Raw genomic sequence first — 21,003 nt, forward strand, 5'->3', positions numbered from 1 at the left:
ATTCGGGTAGGTTTTCACTGTTATCATTGTACAGATACTGGTAAAAATAGGATAATTCCAAGGGACCATGACAATCAGGCGCAACAAACGGGAATGGTGTAATAATAGTCATTCTATACTTATGCTACGTTAGTGCTGCGTTAAGAAGGTAGCACTAACGTAGCATAAGTATAGAATGACTATAGCAGAAAGCCGGGTGCTTACTATTTTAAGGCATTTTTCAGCTCATTTGCGGCATATCTTAACGCTGATTGTACCGCCGGTACATCAGCCAATGGATTTAGCAGCCCGTAGTCATGTATCATGCCCTGAATTCTTACAAGGGTAACAGGTACGCCTGCTTCATCCATCTTGCGGGCATATGCTTCTCCTTCGTCACGCAGTACGTCATTTTCAGCCGTCTGCACCAGGGTTGGGGGTAAGCCTTTCAGTTCTTCCAGACTAGCCTGCAAAGGCGCTGCATAGATCTCTTTACGCTGGGATTTGGGGACGTAATTGTCCCAGAACCAGATCATCATGTTCTTTGTCAGGAAACGGGACGTAGCATACTGGTTATAAGATCCGGTTTCAAAGTTGGCATCGGCTACCGGCCAGAACAAAAGCTGGAATTTCAGCTCAGGACCTTTCTTGTCTTTAGCCATCAGTGCGGTCGCAGCCGTCAGATTACCACCGGCACTATTGCCTACTACCGCCAGTCTTTTGCCATCAAGATTGACCTCTGCGCCGTGTGCAGCTACCCATTTGGTAGCAGCGTAGGCTTCGTTGAGCGCTACCGGGTATTTTACTTCCGGAGAACGGCTGTATTCTACGAATACGGCTGCCACACCGGAATACACTACCAGGTCTCTCACAAAACGCTGGTGTGTAGGGAAATCACCCAATACCCAGCCACCGCCATGGAAAAACATAAATGCGGGTAATATCCCTGTTACGCCGGATGGACGTACGATAAAGAGTTTTACCTGCAGCCCGTCTTCCGTAATGGTTCTCTCAGTTATGTCAACTCCCGAGAGATCTACTTTTACAGAAGATTGTGCACCTTCCAGTACTTTACGGGCATCAGTAGCCGCCATCTGTTCCATGGGTTTACCACCGCCGCTGTTCAATACTTGCAGGAATGCTTTTGTCCGGGTTTCGATTGCCGGGTCTTTTGCCGGATCCAGTACTTTGGTCTGCGCATCCGCATTATTCACCACACTTGCAGCTGCTACAGCTCCCGCTGCCAGTATGTTCTTCATTGATTGCTTTGTCATTTATTGTCGTTTATGATGTTTAGATAATATCGGGTGTATACAAAGCTATCATATGACTATGCGGGCATCAATGGCGGAATGGTGCGCTCAGTTGTACATTTAAGGTTAACTGTTGTTGTCTGTAATGATCAGGAAATAATAGTTGGTTGCAGTATCCTTTTTCTAAATAACAGGATCTGTCACAAGTTCGTTGGTCAGGCCTTTCTTAAAACTGGTAAAGTTCATGCCGGAGTTATTCTTGAAGTATTTACTGAAGTGCGAATGATCGTCAAAGCCCAGCAGATAAGCAATCTCTTTCATGCTGACATTTGAATGCAACGCTTGTCTTTTCGCTTCCATGATGATGTGTTGCTGTATGTGCGAACTTGCCGGCATACCTGTTATTTTCTTTACAATACGGTTCAGGTGATTAGCAGTTACACAAAGTTCGCTGGCATAATCAGCTACAAACTTCATGGTTTTGAATTGCACTTTTACCAGTGATATAAACCGTTGTACCAGTTCTATTTCTTTTGATTGTGCCAGTTCATTGACCCTGATCTGCTGCCGGCGCGAGAAATAGATCACCAGAATATTCAGCAGGCCGGCCAGTACTTCCGACCGTAAAAGATAATGGTTAGTGTACTCTTTAGACATCTTTGTCATCAGGTCTTCGATTTCCAGTTGCATATCCTGATCCGGGGATATAACAGATAGTCCGACGCCATAGATCCGGGTATCCAGCCAGGTTGTGCCCATTGTATAGGTGGCCCAGCGGTAGAGGAAGTCCTGCGAAAAGGAGATGTAATAACCTTTAGGATTTTGCTGAAAACAGCAATGCCTGACCTGCCCCGGCGTCAGACAGTAGATCATGTTGTTGCCGAAAGGATGCTGAAGGGCGTCAATAGAAATACAGCCGTTTCCTTCCTGCATCCAGACGATCTCGAAGTATTGCAGTCTCTCCTGTAACCCATCCAGCAAGGGATGGTCATTGCTGATTGTTTCCAGTCTGTGGATTTCAAAGTGGGTGGTCTTCTCGGGTCTGCTCAGTTTTCGCGAACTTTGGGTCTCTGGCAATACATCTGTACCTGTGTCGTATAGGATTTTACTGCTCATAATGTAGTGGTTTCAGTTCGTGATATAATATGCTAATCTGGTGCCACGTAGTAAGTGTTTGGTTTTTAGTTGATTATCCGCTATTTCTCTTTTCTTTGGTATTCATATATCGTTAATTATCCACCGGATTATTGGTATTTCAGGATTAGCAATCCAAAAAATAGGGTGCTATGAAGTTGTCCGTAGACTTATTCATATTTCGATAATTCTTTGGTTAATTATTCATATATGAACAATGATACTAGATCAGTTGTTCCTTTAAGCGAATAATAGCCAACTACTTACAGGCATGGCATACAGCTTGACCATATATCTTGTAAGTTTACCGTATCTGTTTACCACCCCGGCGAAACCACAACTTTAACATGCAGCAATCAAAATCGGCCACACGGAAAATACAAAAGGTAGCATCCACTGTATCCGTGGAGAACGACATCGAACTGACCCGGCTACTATTGTCCCTCGCAATGGATATTGCCAGGGTAAGGGCAAAAAGTGACCTGATGAACCTGGTGAAAGAGCGCTTCAGCAGCTTTTTCTCTTTCAGTCACTGTACTATTTCTGTGCCTTCCGGCAGACCGCAGCATTACAAAGCCTTTATGCTGGATACAAGTTCGCTGATAAAAGAACACACACAGTATCACGAACTGGTGACTGCCGACTGGCCCATAGGTGTTGAATGGATGGTAGCAGCCATTGACAAAGGAGAACCGTTTATCTGTCACCTGGCTAAAATGAAAGCTGCCGGTGAACTGACTGATAACATGCAGATCGTATATGATGCCGGCGTGGCAGAAACACTTAACTGTGGTTTGATATTCGAAAATGAAGTGATCGGGGTATTGTCCTTTTTCTCCAAAACGCCGGATAATTTTCAACTAGCTATTTTCCCGGTTGTAAAGGCTATTTCCAGCCATATTTCTTTGGCAGTAGCCAATATCATGGCAAGGGACGAAATAGAGCAAAAGATCAGGGAAAGAGAGGCTTTATTGAGCATCAGTGATGCTATTGGTCGCTTAAAAGATCGCACAGGATTACTGGAACTGATTAACACCCAACTGAAAAAACTTTTCCGTTTTACCTATAGTCTGGTCGTCAAACTTAGTGATGACGAACAATCTTGTGCCGCGTTCCTGCTGGATCCGGACTCTACCAGCCGCTCACATCCTGATTACGAAACAATCAGCTCCCGCCGGTACCCGGTGAATGACGGCATGATCAGTCATATACTGGCAGCCAATGCACCCCTGGTGATCGATATTGAAAAAGAAGCTACTGCGGTGAACGCGCCTGATTATATGATCATGCAATTCAACGCCGGACTAAGAGAATGTGTGGGCGTCACATTGCGTGACAATAATCAGCGCCCTATGGGTATCATCCTGTTTTATGCAGATGGAAAAGGCTGGTTTAATGCCAATGTACAGAACCTGATCCATGCAGTGTCTTTCCATCTGGCAACGGCGATGGTGAATATCAGTCACCATGAGTATATCCAGGCCAGAGAAGCAGAGAATGAAATGCTGTTGTCTATCAGCCATTCTATTGCCAGTATCTCTGATAAGAGTAAACTGGTGCCTACTATTAAAAAGATCCTGCAAACGCGCCTGAATTTCTCTGATATTGCGATCGTACAATACAACGTGGCAAAGGGACTATATAAAGTGATCCTGGAAGATTGTGAGAAAGCCAATCAACACCAGGATTTTGAAGGCATTGCTTTCCGCGAATATTCTTTACAGGATGGTTTGCATAACCGTGTCATGGCCTCGGATAGCGCTGTATTGCTCTCCGTAGCAGCACTGCAGAAAGTTGGCGGCATACACTTTGATTTTCTCGCAGAAGCAGGTATCAATGAAATCGCGGGCGTCCGTCTCATGCATAACAATGAAGTCTTCGGAGGCATGACATTACTTGCTGAAAATATCAATTCTTTTTCTGCGGATGATATGCGGCTGATAGAACGGTTCTCTTATCATCTGTCAGGACTGGTAGCTAATATGCTGGCCAACGAAGCCATCCAGCAACGTGAAAAGGAAAAGGAGATCCTGTTATCATTCAGCGCTGACATCGCAAGGACCAGGGGGGCGGAGGCATTAATTGCCGTTATGCGGCAACGCCTGAAAAGCATCTTTCATTTCAATGATATTACTGTGGGCATCTTTAATGCGGAAAAGACGGCTTTCAAGGTCTTGGTGGCTGATGTGGAAGAGCGCCGTACTTCGCATCCGGAATTCAAAGAGATCGCTTTTGCAGAATATCCGATTGCTGATGGTATCCATGATATGCTGTTGCATTCTGATAAACCGGAACTCTTTTACATAGAAAATCTGTTGATGAAAAATCCCGGAAGACATCCCGGGATACAGTTCATCTTCGAACGCGGGATCAAGGAAATTGCCGGCGTAAAGCTGGTGAATCAGAATGAAGACATTGGTTTTATTACCATGTTATCCGAAGAAAGAAATTCCTTCCGCCATAGAGATCTGCATCTCCTGAAAGGGATTTCCGACCAGGTAGCCGTAGCGGTAGCGAATATACTGGCAGATGAAAAGATTGGTCAGCAACTGAAAGAGATCAACGGGTATAAGGAGAAGCTGGAAGAAGAGAAATTATACCTGCAGCAGGAGATCAGCAGTGTATATACGCATACGGACATCATCGGTGCAGGGCCTGAAATGCAACGCGTATTCCATATGCTGTCACAGGTTTCCTTTGCACAAAGTACCGTATTGATACTGGGAGAAACAGGTACGGGTAAAGAATTGATTGCGCGGGCCATCCATAACGGCTCTCCCCGTAAAAATAAACTGATGGTAAAGGTGAACTGCGCGGCATTGCCGGCCAACCTGATAGAAAGCGAACTATTCGGTCATGAACGGGGGAGTTTCACTGGTGCGATAGAAAGGAGGATCGGGAAATTTGAACTGGCCAACCATGGTACGCTCTTCCTGGATGAAATAGGGGAGATGCCGCTGGACCTTCAGGTAAAACTTCTGCGGGCCATCCAGGAAAGAGAAATAGAGCGTATCGGTGGGAAAAGTACCATCAAAACAGACGTCAGGATCATAGCTGCTACTAATCGTAATCTACAAAAAGAAGTGGCTGAAGGCCGTTTCCGCAGCGACCTGTATTATCGCCTGAATGTATTCCCGATCGTACTTCCGCCTTTACGGGACCGTAAGGAAGATATATCGCTGCTGGCAGCACACTTTATTGAACGCTTTGCCAGAAGCACGGGTCGCAAGAATATCAAACTGTCCAGCACCGCCATGAAACAGCTGACAGCTTACAACTGGCCGGGAAATGTACGGGAACTGGAACACGTACTGGAAAGAAGTATTCTACTGACACAGGGTAATATCATCCGGGAGATCCACCTTTCGTCTCAACCAAAGTCAGAGGCGAAAGTGCGCCAGGAAGAAGATTTCAGCCGAACCCTGGATGAAATGGAACGTGATTACATACTGGGTGTACTGAACAAGTGTAAAGGGAAAATATTCGGTCCCGGCGGTGCAGCCGAAATATTGGGGCTTCATGTATCTACCCTGAATCACCGGATCAGAAAGCTGGGCATACAGAAAGAACATACCTATTTTCTGAAGAAACCATAAAAGACGACGCCACGCAACAGACGAACAGGCATTGGCTCAAAAGACTGTATTAGCATCACTACGAAGGAAACAACGCATGAAAGAAAAAATACTGATCGTCGAAGATATTTTTATTGAAGCAAATAACCTCCAGATGATCATGGAGCGCGCGGGCTACACGGTAAGCGGCATTGCTGCTTCTGCGGAGATGGCGTTGCAGATGATCGGACAGAACAGACCTGATTTTGTACTAATAGATATCTATCTGAAAGGGAAACTGACGGGCATAGATCTGGCGAAGCAGTTGCGGCAACAACACATCGCTTTTATCTATCTCTCTGCCTATTCTACCAAGCAGATCCTGGATGAAGCAAAAGCGACTTTTCCCTATGGTTTCCTGGTAAAACCCTTCCGGGAAAGGGAAGTGCTGATCACGTTGGAAATAGCGCGTTACCTGCACGCCAATAGTCTGGAAGCAGTAATGAGGAACCGGGATACAAAAGAAAGAGAAATACAACCCATGCTCCGCCGTTATGGTATTATAGGAGAAAGTCAGCGTTTACAGCAGACGATGCAACACTTGTCAGTAGTAGCGCCTTCTGATACGTCGGTACTTATTACAGGGGAAAGCGGTACCGGGAAAGAGAAGATAGCCGATCTGATACACCGTTTATCCGGCAGAGCATCAAAACCCCTGATTAAGGTGAACTGTGCGGCCATGCCCGCAGAACTGATTGAGTCCCTCTTATTCGGGCATGAGAAAGGGGCCTTCTCCGGTGCATTGGAACGGCACATTGGTAAATTTGAACAAGCCAGTGGTGGTTCCATCTTCCTGGATGAAATAGGAGAGATGCCGGTGGATATGCAGGTCAAGCTGCTGCGGGTGCTCCAGGAAAAGGAAATTGAACGTATCGGCGCGATGCACTCACAGAAAGTGGACGTCCGGATTATCTCTGCTACCAGCAGGAACCTGGAAAAAGAGGTAGCTGATGGCCGGTTCCGTATGGATTTCTATTACCGGCTGAATGTATTTCCCCTGCACCTGCCGCCCCTGAGAGAAAGACGGGAAGATATTCCGGCCTTGGTAGATTATTTCCTGGAAATGCACTGCCGGAATATAGGACGTCCCCTGGTGACGGTGACGCGGAGGGTCATGGATTCCCTGATATTGTATTCCTGGCCGGGGAATATCCGGGAACTGGAACACCTGATCGAACGGTCGGTATTATTGTGTGAGGGACCGGTGATCACCCAGATTACCTTGCCGGAAAAAATAGAATATGTACCTGTTGCGCAGGAAGAACGGGTCAAAACCATGCAGGAAAATGAAAGAGAACATATCATCGACGTACTGAGACGTTGCAGGGGGAAGATCTTTGGCAAAGGAGGAGCGGCAGAATTGCTTTCCATGAATGTTTCCACCCTGAATTACCGGATCAGAAAGCTGGGGATCAACAAGGATGAACTGCGGATGCCCGGGTAAAATATACAGATGAATCACCTGATTTTACATTGATACAGCTCCGGCGCTAAGGTAGCTTTGGTAGACCTTAAATTATCAACCGCTATGGAAAAGATCAAATCAAAAACCATTGTATTCATCACCGGAGCATACGTTAGTAACCGCTGTTGGGACGACTGGAACCGCTATTTTCAGCGTCAGGGCTATACTACAGTCGCTCCCTCCTGGCCACAGAAAGAAGGAGATCCCGCTGCTCTTCGTGGTCGTCAGCCCAATATGGCACTGGCAGCAGTCGATCTGCCGCAGGTACTGGACAGCTATATCAGCGCTATCAAAAAGTTGCCGGAAAAGCCTATCCTGATCGGACATTCATTTGGCGGAATGATAACCCAGGTGCTCCTGAACAAAGGATACGGCGTTGCCGGAGTGGCTATACACGCCGTGCCGCCTAAAGGAGTTTTCCCTTACGAAATCAATTTCCTCAAATCCAATACGGCTGCTTTAGGTTTCTTTTCTACGGTCAATACCACTTACCTGATGCCGTTCAAAACATGGCAGTTCGCTTTCACCAATGGTATGTCACTGGCTGAGCAGCAAACCAGCTACGAGCAGCTGACTATTCCTGAATCCAGAAGGGCAATCAGGGGCGCTTTGAGCAATGAAGCGAAGGTGGACTTTAAAAAGCCACAGGGACCTTTACTGATACTGGCAGGGTCGGAAGACCAGTGTATCCCGCCAGGCTTATGCGAGCGGGTATATGCACGTTACAATAACTCGTCTGTAGTCGATTTTAAGCTGAAAAAGCGTAACCACTATGTATTGGGGCTGCCCACCTGGAAAGAAGATGCGGACGAGATCCTGCAATGGATAACACAGCATTGATAGATACTTAAAGTGACCCGATCCATGAAACGATATGCGAAAGCCATATGGCATGGTGCCGGGAAAGATGGCAGAGGACATATGACGACAGAAAGTGAAGCACTTGATAAGCAGGTCTATTCTTTTAGCAGCAGATTTACCAGCGAAGAAGGCACCAATCCTGAAGAATTGCTGGCAGCTGCACATGCAGGCTGTTTTACCATGAAGCTGAGCTTTGTACTCGATGAAGCGGGCTACTTTCCTGAAGCGTTGGAAACCACCGCCTACGTAAACTTTGAAAATGGCGTCATCACAGCATCCCGGTTGGTCGTGACAGGAAAGGTGTGGGGGATAAGTCCGGACGATTTTGACGTATGTGTCCGGGAAGCTAAAAGGAACTGTCCGGTGAGTATGGCATTGAATATTATGATTACAACAGAAGCTAATCTGCAAAACTGGTGAGGCGGTAGCCGTCCCGCCTTTTGTGGACGGCTACCGCTGTTTTACGCCGGTTCAAAAATGTTATTCCCCTCTTTCTTGAATGTAGAGAAACACATACCACTTGAATTCTTGAAGTATTTACTGAAGTGCGCCGTATTGTCAAACCCCAGTGAATAAGCGATTTCCTTCATGCTCTCATTAGAATAGATGGCCTTTCGCTTGGCCTCCAGGATGATCCTGTTACGGATGTAATGGCTGGCAGGATATCCCAGAATACTTTTGACGGCCTCATTCAGGTAATTGGGTGAGATCCGGAGGCGTGAGGCATACTGGGTTACCAGTTTCAGGTCCCGGAACTTACTATCTACCAGCATACTGAATTCCCTTACCAGTTTTGATTTTCCTGATAAATGAGTGGTTCTGAAAGAACCCAGTTGCCGGGATACGTACAGCAGGATAATGTCAAGGTAACGCTGAATAATAGGCATACTGGACTCCTGCTGATGGTCGTACTCCCTGGAGATCTGCGCCATGACGGTGCGAAAGTTGTGGGCAAAGGGCTCTTCTGCCTCCATTACCGGACAAACAGCCAGCAGGTGTACCAGGTTGCCTACCCAGGTCATTTCCCAGCCATTCATGTTGTTTCTGGGGTCCACGTCCGCCAGGAAGATCAGTAGCCCCTGGCAGGGACTTGTAGGATGTAGTTTCCATTGCTGTCCGGGCTGTACGCAGATAAGCGCATTGTTGCTGATAGCGTATCTTTTCTGGTCAATCTGGCAATATCCTGCACCTTTTTCCACCCAGATGATCTCAAAACCGTTTGTTTGACCGGCAGCCTGGACAGGATGGCTGACAACAGTTGTGGTTTGTTCAAATTTTGTGATAGTCAAGGATGTCAAAAAAGCGTCGTTGGTCATAAAATAGTATTTAATGGTTCCAGAAGACATGTCTATAGGGGCGTAATTCTTCTACCCGAACTCTCTGTATGGTCATGAATGTTGTAGTCGTTAATATGGAACAGTGCTAAGCTGGCAATGGGGACGTATTCTTATCTTAACAGCATATGGTAACAAATGTTCGGTGCCGGTTTCCAATAAATAGAGGCATATTGCTCAAATGCCCTGTCAGTGAGATAAAATGACTGTCTGGACTGCACAACGTCATTGGCCTCCTCGCTGCCTTAGTAAGGTATAGGCATAACGGTGCAATCCTTCATAGCTGGTATGATGGTCACCTTATACACTTATGTGGTTTAAAAAATATTTGTGAACGCTTAGATTTTTGGCGCCCAGCCTTTTTCATATTCTCTTTTCCAGAGTTTCGTGGCTTCCGGATTATTGAGAATATGTCCGTTGGACGGGTCTGTGTGCAGGATAGTGCCGGTACGTTGTGCGATATTGCCCAGCAGCGGCAATAAGGTACTACGATAACCAATATTGATCTCTGCATTGAGGGTAGCGTTTCCACGGATGCTTTCCAGGAAGTTATTGATATGGATAGCATCATAGTATTCACCTGCCGGACTTACCACATTGGTCGCTTTTTGTTCGGTAGGAGCAGCCTGTTTTACCTCTTTGACCGTTTTACCCTGGTTATCGATGATTTTATAGCTGTCATTGCCGGGAACGTACAGGGTGCCGTTTTCTCCGAATATGGCGAAACCTCGGTCACTGCCTTCTACTTTATAGTTACTGCAGCTTCTGCCTTCCCAGGAAATGGCTTTACCTCCCTCAAATTCAAAATTCAGTGTCTGGGTATCTGGTGTTTCCCAGTCATCTTTTGGATAGGCGTAGCGGCCGCCGGCGGAGGTGACTTTCGTTGGGAATTCCAGGTCCATGAACCAACGGAGGCAATCCAGTTCGTGTGTGGCGTTATTACAGGTTTCAGAAGTACCCCAATGCCAGCGCCAGTGCCAGTCATAGTGTACGATATTGTTCAGGTAGTCGCGACGGGGAGCAGGTCCCTGCCAGAGGTCCCAGTTGAGGGTATCCGGCACAGGTATTTTTTTACCGATACCAATCGGCTTACGGTTATTCAGATACCAGCTTTTGCCATAATAGATCTTACCTAATACCTGTTGTTCTTTTATTTCCAGGACAGCCTGTTGCATATTGGGCCAGGAGCGGCGCTGACTACCCATCTGTACCAGGCGGTTGAATTTCTTTGCGGCAGCTACGAGCATTTCCCCTTCCGCCGGATTGTGGGCACAGGGTTTTTCTACATAGACATGTTTACCTGCAGCGGTGGCCATAATCGCCGCAGGTGCGTGCCAGTGATCTGGTGTAGCCACGAACAGGGCATCCAGGTCTTTCTTTTCCAGCAACTGCCGGATATCTTTGATGACGGTTGGTTTCTTCTCCTGCGCACCGGAAATGGCCTTCAATCCCCTGGCGATAGCACCGTCTTCCACATCACATACATAACCGATTTCTGCACCAGGCAGCTTCGCCGCGCATTGTGCCAGCCAGTTACCCCTGGAATTGATGCCCATAACACCTAATACCAGTTTGTTACTGGGCGCATTTTTACCGAATACGGGGAAATTGAGTATCGTCAGACCAGCTCCCAGGCCGGCCAAACCGCCTGTTTTAATAAAGTCTCTTCTTTCCATAACGTTGAACCTGTTTTCTGTTTAAAATGGATTTTATGATAGGTGATCTAATGTATAAAAATTTAAATGGGAGCGGGGCATTTTTTGATGAAAGGAAGGGGAGTGTCATTCTGAAAGAAAAAGCCCCGGTTCGCTAGTGCTGACCGGGGCGGGCTTGGGTGGTTTTTGATTCCCTATCTTGGATTTTGGGGTAATTGTGAATTTGTGATGACCTCCTGGGGGATCAGCAGCGTAAACCTGCTATCCCCTGGGGCTAACGTAAAAGTTGTACCATCTACCATGCGGGTCAGGGTTTCATCCTGTAACCTGCGGAGATCTGTCCAACGTAAACCTCGCATGACCAGCTCCTTTCTTCGCTCTTTTAGCACTATCTGCAACGCCTGAGCGCCATTGGCTGCCATCTGGTTTGTATAGGTCCCTGCCTTCCATCTGCTACGTAATAAGGTATTGATATCTTCCATGGCTGCGGCTGCGTTATTGGCTCTGGCATATCCTTCTGCCCTGATCAGATACATTTCATCTACAGACAGGCCGTTGAACTGGGCCGATGATACCGCAGGATCATAGTTGCCCGTAAAACGAAAGGTACCCAGCGGCGTTGTATAATCCACATCGCTCAGATTCTCTTTAAAGAAAATGGACTTCCGCAGGTCGTTTGCTGCATAACTATTGATCAGTTCCGGAACAATGATCGCACTGTTGCCTTCTCCATATCCAGGATCCAGTGCATCTTCCCTGGTTTTTACTGACTGGAAGATCACCTCTTTGTTAAACCGTACGAAAGGAGTTAAGGTATTCGGGTCTGCCGTGTTATAATCCAGCAATTCATGGCGTAGTGCCAGTGCCTTATCCGCATTAATCCTTGCATTGGGATAATCCTGCATAGAGAGATATACCCGGGCCAGCATCGCATAAGCGGCCGCTTTATTGGGTCTGGAAGCAATGGAAGAGGTGGTGTTTAAAAGGTCTGCCGCTTCCTGTAAAGTGTTTACAATATGATCGTATGTTTCCTTTACCGTACCCCTGCCCGGTACATCATTGATATCTGATTTCAGGTGAATGGGAAGCCCTGGCGCCTGCAAGGTAGCGCTGCTGTAAGGTTGAATGTACAATTGCGCTAGTGCCCATAAGGCATATGCCCGCAGAAAAAGGGCACTGCCTTTCAGATGACCGATCTCCGTACCGGATAATGTAGCCAGTGTTTCCAGCACAAGATTGGCATGGTAGATCTTGTTGTACTGTTTCACCCAGGCATCAGCAGAAGCGCGGATGGCATTGGGCTGCCAGGTATAAAGGGTTCTGGCTTCAATGGTGACCCGGTCAAGATGATAGCCTGCATCGTCAAGATAATAGTCATTGGCTGATAATTCTCCATCAGCGGGATAATTGGTATTGAAAAGCTCATAATTGTCCATCAGTAACTGGCAATCATTCGCAGTTTCTACAAAAGATTGGGCACTGCTCTTTTTAATATCCACAAATTTTCTGCAGGAGGCAAACCCCATACAAACCAGCAATATTATCGGAAATGTTTTCATCGTCGTAAGATTTAAAAGTTTGCAGAAAAGCCAAGGCTGTAGGACTTTGGATTGGGATAGTCGAATACTTCCGGATCGATCCCTTTGTTATTGGCCCGCCAGATAATCCCCAGATTACTGATGTTGGCATATATCCTTGGATTCCTGATAAACTTGCTTTTGGCAGCGGGTATCAGGTAGGAGAGATTAATCTCCTGTAAGCGGATATGATCGCCCTTCAGGACATTTATCTCCGAGTAATAATAGAAGTTATCGCGGTTCTGATTAGTGGCGGTATAAACAGCAGATGGCACATTCGTATGTGATTCATCTCCGGCTTGTTTCCACCTGTCCTGGTACTCTATACCCTGTATTGTGGCGTTGGTACTATACAGCTGACTGTAGTTTAATACCTGCGATTGAGGTCTTCTTACATAATAACCCATTTTGTACAGGATGCCTGCCGTTGCAGAGAAGGGGCCATAATTAAAGGTATTACGCAGGGAACCATACCATACCGGTACTGCTGAACCGAAATATCTTAATGAAGAAATAGGAGCGGTCTGCAAACTGTTATAGGCGCTGTTGCCGTCAGGAGTATTGGAGATAGTGACAATATGCCCATCTGCATATCCACGTGGATCGCCGGTTGCCGGGTCCAGTCCTGCCCATCTGTATCCGAATAAGCGGGAAAGATCGTAGCCTTCATTGTAAGAGCCGGAGCTGTTGGATACTACCTGGCCGGCGGCACTTGCTGCCGTCGCATACAGTTTTGTCACTTTTACACGGTTATAGCTGAAGAGGAAATTGGTGTTCCATCTGAATTTCCCCCGCTGAATATTCAGCGAGTTGAGGGATATGTCAATACCATGGCCCAGTAAGTTGCCTGTATTGTAAGTGATGTTTGTATAGCCTGTACTCGGATCTAATGCCCCACCTGCAATCAGATCGGATGTTTTCTTGATAAAGTATTGTACGCTACCCGAAAGACGGTTGCCTTTCATCGCGAAATCAACACCTATATTCAGAATACCTGTCTTCTCCGGACGCAGTTTACTGTTGGTGATACCGGTACCAAAGCTGGTATATGCATATGGCAGGCCGTTGACGCCATCGAAAATAGAATATGTAACAAGCGGGCGGGCCAGTACAGAAGGGTTTACGTTACCGTTGTAGCCAAACGTCGTTCTGAACGTAAGTGTTGGGAATAGTGTTGAATGATAGAATTTCTCATGGTGGATATTCCATGCGCCGCCAACAGAGTAATAAGGCGCTCCTTTACGGTTTGTGCCGCGTCCGAATTCACTGGAAAGATCTGACCGGAAGCTGGCAGATAAGGTATAACGACTGTCGAAGGTATATGCCATATTGGTATACCAGCTGAAAGTTCTCACTTTATTGTCGATAAACCCTGCGTCAAGATTGGGAATATATTCGCCATTGTAGCCGCTGAAGTCTTCAGAGAAGACAATAGGAAGCATGGTCTTATAATCGAGGCGGTTATTGCTTTGCAGTGTATTTTCGTCGTATCCGTAGAAACCATTGCTGGTAACGATACTGTAGTTCTGTGCCACGTCCAGACCGGCAATAGCAGAAATCTGGTGTTTAGCCTTCCATGTCCTGTCAAAGTTCAGCTGTCCTCTCATCGTCTGATTGCTGGACCGGGTCAGACTGGTATTGTACTGTCCTCCCAATGGCAGCTGTCTTACAAACGGAGTGACGGGATCGCCCGTCATGGGGTTAGCAGAGGCGAGCGAAGTAGTGAAATAATTGATCAGGTTGCGCATGAAAAAAGACTGCTGTCTGTACAGGGTGTTATCATTACTACGGCCGGTGTTGTAGTTGTAGGTAGCCTGAAGGGACAGTCCTTCCACGATCCTGTAATTAGCGCTGAAATTCATATTAAGGCTTTGTGCTTTTAATTTGTTATACCCCTCATTGATATCTTCAAGGGGTGTATAGCGCCAGCTCAGGAACTGTGTGGGGTATGTTTTCTCAAACATCTCTACGAAACCAGGTCTGTACATCTTCGTCAGTTCCAGCGGACGACCTTCATCGTCGGCCAGGCGGCTGTATGGATAAAAAGGGGCACTGGATACACCGGTGATCCTGTTATCTGGAGCCTGTTCGTTATTCTGTTGCACATTATAAGCGATGTTACCCTGTAGTTCCAGGTGTTTCAGCGGACGGAAAGCAGCGTTGAGCGTCAGTGCCACATGATCCTGGCTTGAATTGCGTGTATTGTTGATGCCTCTGTCATAACCGGCAGATAGCCGGTAGTTGGAGTGTTCGGTACCTCCATCTACGGCAAGTGAATAGCTTTGAGTGATAGGGTTGCGCAGGAAGTATTTTGTATAATCTCTTCTGATATCGTTTTGTCTGAGCACATCCAGTTGTGCCATGGCTGCTGCCTCAGTGAGTGTGCCTTTATTTTTCCAGGCATCCATGATCTCCGCAACCGGTGAAACAGGCTCCTGACCATAAAGGCTGCTGATACTGATAGAAGGTAAAGACCTGTCGGCATTGATGAACTGTAACATCTGTGCGTCTATCAGATCAGAAACAGACATGGTCTTGTTATAGAACAGATCTACTTTACCGGAAGTAGCAACATTGCTGTTGAATGATACCCGGAGTGCCCGGTTGTATGCACCGCGCTTGGTCTTTACAACGATTACCCCGTTTGCGGCCCGTGATCCCCATATAGAAGCTGCTGCTGCGTCTTTGAGAATGGTAATGCTTTCTACATCATTCGGATTGATCTTATCAATGGAATAGGGGCTGGCGATACCGTCTATCACTACCAGCGGCTGACCACTATAGTTGCCATTCAGATCGGCATTGACAGATTCATTTAATGTATTCTTTCCCCTGATGGTCAGATTCGCCAGTGGAGAGCGTTGTGCATTGGGGTTGCTGGAATTGACCGGACGTAGATCATTCCTGAAATCCATTGAGTTAGTGATCCCTTCCAGCCGTCTGACAAGATTGATATCCGTACTATGCTGCAGCTGTTCTTTAGATACGACTTCGAATGAGCCGGTAGCGCGTTCTCTGGGTAGCTCCTGGTAACCGGTTGATACAATGCTGATCTCCTGTATAGCTTTCGCCTGTGGATCAAGTTGGATAATGAATGTTGTTTTCCCCCTGATGGCAATGGTATCTGTCCGGTAACCAATATATGAGACAATGAACTTTCCCTGCTTAAGTACATCTGTAAAGAAAAACTTTCCGTCAATGTCGGTCAACTGCTGTTGCCGGGTACCAATTATCCTTACGGTGGCAGACTGCAAAGGCAATCCTTTTTCATTCAGTACCTGTCCCTGTATATCAAAAGGATCGGGCGCTTCAGGGGGGAAGACGATATCCCTGTCTTTGACAACAATTGTCTTATCGTCGATAATATACGTTAAAGGCTGATCTTTGAAAATAAGGCGTAATACATCGCTGAGCTCCATGCCGGCGACATGGATATTGACCGGCTTTGCCGTTTGCAGCTGTTGCCGGGTATAAACAAAATCGTAGTCACTCTGCTCCTGTATTTTTGTGAACAGTTGTTTCAGCTCGGCATTGCGCTCCGATAAGGTGATCTTTTGTGCATATACAGCTGCACTTACCTGCATGAAACCTACCAGCAAGAGGATGGTTGATAATTTCATTATTCGCAATAGTTGCTGGACATGCCTCACCGGCACGCCAATTTTGATGGCATAATTTCGATACATTTGCTTGTCTGGTTTTTGGTTGATATAATCCCCGATTCTACTACTGAGCGCCAGGCATCTGGCCAGTTGTGTCGCGAGCACGGCTGGCTTTCTGCTGAATGGTCGCTTGCTTTTACTTTGTTACTGTAATTGTCCTCCCGTTTATGTTAAAATGAACTTTATTAGTTAGCTCAAGCTTTCTCAATACCTGTGACAAATTACTGGACCGGCTGACTCTTCCCCCGAATTCATCTGTAGGGATCTCTCCGTTAAACCGGACATCCACATCATACCATCTGGCAATTTTGCGCATAACGGAAGGCAGTTGTTCGTTCTCAAAAACAAAGTATCCGTTTTTCCAGCCCATGATTTCATCCACATTGACAGCTGTTATTTTCAAGGCGCCTGCAGCCTGTTCCCCCGGTTTTAGTAATATCTGTCCTACTCGGATACTACCTTCCAGTAGCGTCGTTCTGGGCGTCTCTTCTTCTTCGTAGGCATTGATATTAAAATGTGTACCTAATACCTGTATCTGTTGAGTGCCTGCATCTACCAGGAATGGTTGTCTGGCTGCAGGAGCCACTTCAAAATAGGCTTCTCCGGTCAGCGCGATCTTTCTTTCCTGCTGATTAGCGAAGCTGGCAGGGAACTTCAAGGTAGAGGCTGCATTCAGCCATACCTTTGTTCCGTCAGGTAAAACGATTTGATAAGTACCCCCTCTCGGCGTATGCAATACCATCAGCTGTGGGGAGCGGGTATCATTATCACCGGCTATAGGCGTCCCATCGTCATAAGCCAATGCAGTTGTATTGATCACAACCCCTGTCTTCTGACTGCTCAGATCGATCGTCTTACCATTTGTGAGGGTCAATATAGCTTTGTTGGATCCCGGCACAATATCCTGATGTACTATTTTAGGTTGTTGACGGCCCGTATAATATAGACTCACAAAAAGTATGACCAATACAGCGGCAGCCGCTACTGCTATCCGGGGCCATAACCTGCGGGTGCGGGCAGGCTGTCCGCCTAGCTTTTGCCATACTTCGTCTACAGCAGCCAAACGTTTCTCCATAGAGAGTGTTGACGGTCCTTCTTCCTCATAGTCTGAATACCAGCTTTCCAGCAGGGCCAGTTCTTCTTCGGATGCGGCTCCTGCTTTGTATTTCTCCAGGAGTGCTTTTATTGCCTGTTCATCCATATGGGATCAGTTTCTTTTTCTTCTGATGAGAATAATGGCGGCGATTGCGATCAGCAGGGCAGGTATGATACCGAGGAAGACCAGTTTCAGTTTGGAGATCTGTTTTCTGTTCACCGAAAGCTGATCATCTGTCATAACAGGTCTGCCTATTTCAAGTGGAAATGCGCCGTTACTGAACCATTGAAAGATATTATTCACAAGCAGCTGGTTCGCTCCTTTAGGATGATCCAGTGCTGCATTGCTCATGAAATCAGCATCGCCCGATACCATAATTCGCTGTTCTTTATTATTTATTGTTCTCGTCAGCGCCAATACGATAGGGAAGCGCCCCTTCTCATCGCCGGCCTGATAGATCAGTGTGCCAGACGGGTCTACGTTTGTAAGTGTATTCCATCCGGTTGGGCCACTCATGACAACCGTATCCGTTTTAAACCTGCCGCGGTCAGTATACGTAATGGCGGCAGCGCTTTCCATGGCAACAGCTGTTCGTGCATCCAGCTGACCATAGATCAGGTCCGGAGCGTCATCTTTGCTCGGTCTCACCAGTATACCTTCTTTCATACTGATATCCAATTGTGCCAGTAGCGGATTCAGTAGTGATTGTCTGCCTGGTTCACCGGTGATCAGCAGATTCCCGCCCTGGTTAATATAAGCAGTGAGCTTACGCATTTCAGTACTATCCGGTTGGATGGCAGGATCTCCTATGACCAGTACGCTCAGACTGTCAGGTATTTCCTGTGTGTGAAGATCTGTTTCCATGACATCAAATCCCTGGTTGACCAGTGCAATTCTGTTCCGTTTCATCGTAGCCATCATATGATAATTCCTATCCCCCTTTTTCTTGATGCTTCTTTCATTGTCTCCGCTTACAAATACTACTTTTTGTGCGGGTATCAGTAGTTGTTTGATGGCCGTGCTGATTTCCCTTTCAGAGGGAAACTGGTCGAATCCATTGTATAGTCTGAGTATGCTTGTCCGGCCTTTATATTCAACGGTTCGTATAATGTTATTGTTCTCTGGCGCCAGGTTGGTTCGTTTCCGGATCTCAGCAGGAGGCAGGAACATCCCCATATCCAATCCCATATTTTCTGCCACTTTCTCTGCTTTCTGCTGTGTATTCAAGCCATTCAGATCGAGCTGATAGCTGGTCATTCCTGCTTCATAATCTTCTTTTACCGGATCATCATAGTAATACACATAGTCGAATGTCATGCCGGGAATAAATCTCCTGAATTGTTCAAATCGCTGGAGGTCAGTGTTCCTGGCTGCCGGTAATCCGAAATATACGTTATCATCCAGAAGATTTACGTAGGTCGTTATTTTCAGTGGCCCCTGTACCTGTTTGACGATGGCCTGGCTTTCCAGCGTAAGCGTACGTTTTTTGGTAGCTGTCATATCGAGGTATGCGGTAAGAGAAGGTCTTGCACTGAGATAGCCAGCGAAAAGTATGACTGCGCACAGGGCTAGATATTTACCTGATTGTACTGGCAGAGAATCATGTTTCCTGTCATTTTGCAGGCGCATGATACAGAGGGACAGGAATAAAAGGATGATCAGCAGAAAATAAATGACATCTTTTGTACTGATTAGTCCTTTCAGCATCTCGTCGGCTCGTCCTGAGATAGAGAGGAAATAGGTGAGGTCGCGGAGAAAGTCAGTTTCCTGACCCACAGATCCGATAAATCTGAGTCCGGCAAATACAGCCAGGGTGCTGATAGCAGCTACCACCTGATAAGACGTCAGACTGGACATAAAAAGTCCGATCGCCGCATAGGTGGCCGTCAGCAGAAATAATCCGGTTAATCCGGAGATAATCAGGCCGGTGTCTGCATCTTTGATAGTCAGCACAGCGATGACAGCATAGATGCAAAGAATGAGCATCAGTAGCAGACTGTAAACGGCGATAGCCAGATATTTTCCCAGTATGATCTCCCGTATTTTCACCGGAGAGGAGAGTAATAGTTTTATAGAGCCACTGCTGGTTTCACGGCTCATGAGGCCCATGGTGAGCAGCGGAATATAGAGATAAAGGTGCTGCAGTACTTCTGTGAATAATCCGGGTTGATCCGGAAAAACGGCGTAGGTAATATTATTGATATTGATACCGGCGGATAGACCTTCCCGTATGCCCTGGTACAGATTGAAAAAGTGCATACTGCACTGTACCATGAAAATAACGAGTACCAGCCAGGCTACAGGCGCATAAAAGAGGATACTCAACTCCAGTTTTGCTATTTTTAATATCTTCTTCATTTAAAATTCCGGTTAGAGAGCTGAGCAAATATTTCGTCCAGTGAGCTTTTTTCGGGTGTTACTTCATTGAGCTGCCAGTCGTGTGCGACACTCATATGTACGATCTGCTGAGAGATAGTGGAGGAACCGCTGAAATGTATACGGATCCGCTGGTCGTGCAGTAGTTCCACCTTATTGACGCCTGGTATGATGGCCAGTTCTTCCATTGCAGGGGGATTGTCCATCGCAACGATCATGGAGTTAGGTAGAATGTAATTATTAAATGCCTCCATAGTATCGGAAAATACGATCTGCCCGCCTTCTATCATGCGGATTTCATTACAGGTAGCCTGCACTTCAGACAGAATATGAGAGGAGAAAATGACTGCCCGTTCTTCTGCAATCTCTCTTATCAGATGACGTACTTCCTTGATCTGAATAGGATCAAGTCCGTTGGTAGGTTCATCGAGTACAACAAGTTTGGGCTTGTGAATGATGGCCTGAGCGATGCCTACCCGCTGCCGGTAACCACCGGAAAGATTACTCAGCAGACGTTTACCGAAAGCTGTGACGCCGCATTTATCTTTTACAGCTGCCACGGCCGATTTAACTGCTTTTGCAGGAATATCCCTGATATGTGCGCAATAGGTAAGGTATTCGTCCACTGTCAGGTCCAGATGTAGTGGTGCGTGTTGAGGGAGGAACCCCAGCAATCTTTTAGCCTTTTCCGGGTACTCCTGCAGATCGGTATCATCTATATAGACTTTCCCCGTTGTCTGGTTCAGTACGCCGCATAAGATGTTCATGGTGGTGGATTTTCCCGCACCATTTGAACCTAACAGTCCCAGTACGCCGGTATGACCGATAGAAATATTAATATCCTGTATAGCCCATTGCCTGTTATATCTGTGATATAAATGAGCTGTTCTTACGATGTATTGTCCCAATGTCTGATTTGTGGTTGATAACAGTAAGACAGGGAGCTACCTGCGAAGGAGGTATAGGTGATGAAAATATTTTTTTAAGGGAGATAAAG

General features: G+C 46.6%; 13 protein-coding genes. 4 read left to right on the plus strand and 9 right to left on the minus strand.

The genetic code is table 11. From position 1 onward, the window contains the following. Positions 1-203: 203 nt before the first annotated feature. Positions 204-1,253 carry an alpha/beta hydrolase gene (locus tag CPIN_RS06665; RefSeq protein ID WP_012789019.1) on the minus strand — a complete coding sequence of 350 codons (1,050 nt, stop codon included), beginning with the start codon at positions 1,251-1,253 and terminating at the stop codon, positions 204-206. 162 nt (positions 1,254-1,415) lie between these two features. After that, a complete protein-coding gene (locus CPIN_RS06670; RefSeq protein WP_012789020.1) occupies positions 1,416-2,348 on the minus strand; it encodes a helix-turn-helix domain-containing protein in 933 nt (310 codons plus the stop codon). A gap of 365 nt (positions 2,349-2,713) precedes the next feature. Between CPIN_RS06670 and CPIN_RS39315 the strand changes: the two genes are divergently transcribed. The 4 genes from CPIN_RS39315 (at position 2,714) to CPIN_RS06690 (ending at position 8,726) form a co-directional block, all read left to right on the plus strand. Then, positions 2,714-5,962 (plus strand): sigma 54-interacting transcriptional regulator, encoded by a 3,249-nt coding sequence (locus tag CPIN_RS39315; RefSeq protein WP_012789021.1) that lies wholly within the window; start codon positions 2,714-2,716, stop codon positions 5,960-5,962. A 76-nt stretch (positions 5,963-6,038) separates the two neighbouring features. After that, a complete protein-coding gene (locus CPIN_RS06680; RefSeq protein ID WP_012789022.1) occupies positions 6,039-7,424 on the plus strand; it encodes a sigma-54-dependent transcriptional regulator in 1,386 nt (461 codons plus the stop codon). An 84-nt stretch (positions 7,425-7,508) separates the two neighbouring features. Then, on the plus strand, positions 7,509-8,285 hold the full coding sequence (locus tag CPIN_RS06685) for an alpha/beta hydrolase (RefSeq protein ID WP_012789023.1): 777 nt from the start codon (positions 7,509-7,511) through the stop codon (positions 8,283-8,285). Between the two features lie 24 nt (positions 8,286-8,309). Next, positions 8,310-8,726: an OsmC family peroxiredoxin gene (locus tag CPIN_RS06690; RefSeq protein ID WP_012789024.1), complete on the plus strand. Its 417-nt coding sequence runs from the start codon at positions 8,310-8,312 to the stop codon at positions 8,724-8,726. Positions 8,727-8,767: 41 nt separating this feature from the next. Here CPIN_RS06690 and CPIN_RS36420 read toward each other — a convergent pair whose 3' ends face one another. The 7 genes from CPIN_RS36420 to CPIN_RS06725 form a co-directional block, all read right to left on the minus strand. Then, on the minus strand, positions 8,768-9,622 hold the full coding sequence (locus CPIN_RS36420; protein ID WP_012789025.1) for an AraC family transcriptional regulator: 855 nt from the start codon (positions 9,620-9,622) through the stop codon (positions 8,768-8,770). A gap of 356 nt (positions 9,623-9,978) precedes the next feature. After that, the gene (locus CPIN_RS06700) at positions 9,979-11,316 is read right to left on the minus strand and encodes a Gfo/Idh/MocA family protein (RefSeq protein ID WP_012789026.1); all 1,338 of its coding nucleotides are present in this window, start codon (positions 11,314-11,316) and stop codon (positions 9,979-9,981) included. 173 nt (positions 11,317-11,489) lie between these two features. Beyond that, on the minus strand, positions 11,490-12,854 hold the full coding sequence (locus tag CPIN_RS06705) for a RagB/SusD family nutrient uptake outer membrane protein (protein WP_012789027.1): 1,365 nt from the start codon (positions 12,852-12,854) through the stop codon (positions 11,490-11,492). 11 nt (positions 12,855-12,865) lie between these two features. Beyond that, on the minus strand, positions 12,866-16,492 hold the full coding sequence (locus CPIN_RS06710) for a SusC/RagA family TonB-linked outer membrane protein (protein WP_222838185.1): 3,627 nt from the start codon (positions 16,490-16,492) through the stop codon (positions 12,866-12,868). 178 nt (positions 16,493-16,670) lie between these two features. Further along, positions 16,671-17,735, minus strand: coding sequence for a FecR family protein (locus CPIN_RS06715; protein WP_012789029.1), 1,065 nt, complete (start codon positions 17,733-17,735; stop codon positions 16,671-16,673). Between the two features lie 6 nt (positions 17,736-17,741). Further along, the gene (locus tag CPIN_RS06720) at positions 17,742-19,988 is read right to left on the minus strand and encodes a Gldg family protein (RefSeq protein WP_012789030.1); all 2,247 of its coding nucleotides are present in this window, start codon (positions 19,986-19,988) and stop codon (positions 17,742-17,744) included. Beyond that, on the minus strand, positions 19,985-20,914 hold the full coding sequence (locus CPIN_RS06725) for an ABC transporter ATP-binding protein (RefSeq protein ID WP_012789031.1): 930 nt from the start codon (positions 20,912-20,914) through the stop codon (positions 19,985-19,987). Before CPIN_RS06725 ends, CPIN_RS06720 begins: the two co-directional genes overlap by 4 nt. Between the last annotated feature and the right edge of the window lie 89 nt (positions 20,915-21,003).

Origin of the sequence: Chitinophaga pinensis DSM 2588 (assembly GCF_000024005.1) — a bacterium.
Classification (GTDB): domain Bacteria; phylum Bacteroidota; class Bacteroidia; order Chitinophagales; family Chitinophagaceae; genus Chitinophaga; species Chitinophaga pinensis.